We start from the raw sequence: 1,290 nt of genomic DNA, 5'->3' as shown, positions 1-1,290 counted from the left end.
GGTCAGATAACACCGATCAGAAATAAAATCGAAGATATACCAGTCGAAGTTCCTGCATTTGATCCTGCCGCCGTAATTCGACTACTAGGATGAATCACAGCCTTATAGTAGGCTATGGTTAGAATGTGAGCTTAGAAGCATCGCCTGATGGAATGTGGCGTCAAGAGGTTTCGGAAAATTCCAGGCTCTCGATACAGTTTCCTAAGCCAATCGCGATACCATGACGGGTCCAACTATGCGCCAAAATAACGACACAAAAATTCTTCTGGACATCATTTCTGAATTGAATATTGGAGATGAATTTTTCTGGATGCCAGATCGGCTTGTCCCTTTTGAGCACTGGGTTGGACATATCCCGTTCATTTTTTGGTTGATGAAAGTTTCCAAGCCTGCACGTTTTGTGGAGTTGGGGACCCATCGAGGAAATTCGTACTGCGCAATGTGCCAGGCAGTGGCGACTCTGCAACTTGGCTCGACCGGGACAGCAGTGGATACCTGGCAGGGCGATGTTCATATGGAGCGTGAGGATGGCTTGTTTGAAGAAGTCAGTGCATACCACGATCCGAAATATTCCGCCTTTTCCACATTGTTGCGGGCGACTTTTGATCAGGCCCGCCCTTACTTTTCTGATGGCTCTATAGATGTGCTGCATATCGACGGAACGCACACATATGAAGCGGTTAGGCATGACTTCGAAACGTGGAAGTCAGCGATGTCAGATCGTGGTATAGTGTTATTCCATGACATCGAGGTGCGTAGGGACGATTTCGGAGTTTGGAAATTATGGGAAGAGTTGCGAGCTCAATATCCTTCCATCGGTTTCAAGCATAGCCATGGCTTGGGTGTAATTTCTCTTTGGGAAATCCAGCCTCCGGAGGTTGCAGCGCTTTTCGAATTAGCAAAGAATCCAGCCAACAAGGCGAGATTGCGAACGCTTTTTTCCAGCAGAGGCGCGGCTCTGGTTAACCAGTTGGTATTGTCCAGAACCAAGGCGGCTTTGGAAGACCATATTGAGTCGTTGAAAAATGAATTGCATGCGGTTCAATCGAACCTGATAACGATAAGTAGCACAAACGAAGAACTGTCAAAAAATAACAGCGCTTTGCTGAGCGATGCTCAGTCCCAGGCAAACAGGATTGAGCTTCAAAAGAAAAATATAGAGTCTCAACGTAAGGAAATCGAAGAATTAAGACAATACATCGCCCACGAGGGCGATGCTCGTAGGAATGTCGAGCGCGCACTTTCAGAGATAACCAGTAGTACTTCTTGGATACTGACGGCCCCAATTCG

The 1,290-nt window shown here is 46.9% G+C and carries 1 protein-coding gene; it reads left to right on the top strand.

Going from position 1 to position 1,290, the window contains the following annotated elements:
• Nucleotides 1-235 precede the first annotated feature (235 nt).
• A partial coding sequence (locus RCF13_RS10710) for a class I SAM-dependent methyltransferase (RefSeq protein ID WP_308141146.1) occupies nt 236-1,290 on the top strand: 1,055 nt, incomplete at its 3' end.

It is taken from the genome of Stenotrophomonas maltophilia group sp. RNC7, from assembly GCF_030910085.1.
Taxonomy (GTDB): Bacteria; Pseudomonadota; Gammaproteobacteria; order Xanthomonadales; family Xanthomonadaceae; genus Stenotrophomonas; species Stenotrophomonas sepilia.
The sequence above is the reverse complement of the archived record's forward strand: the minus strand, read 5'-3'. Positions and strand labels throughout refer to the sequence as shown.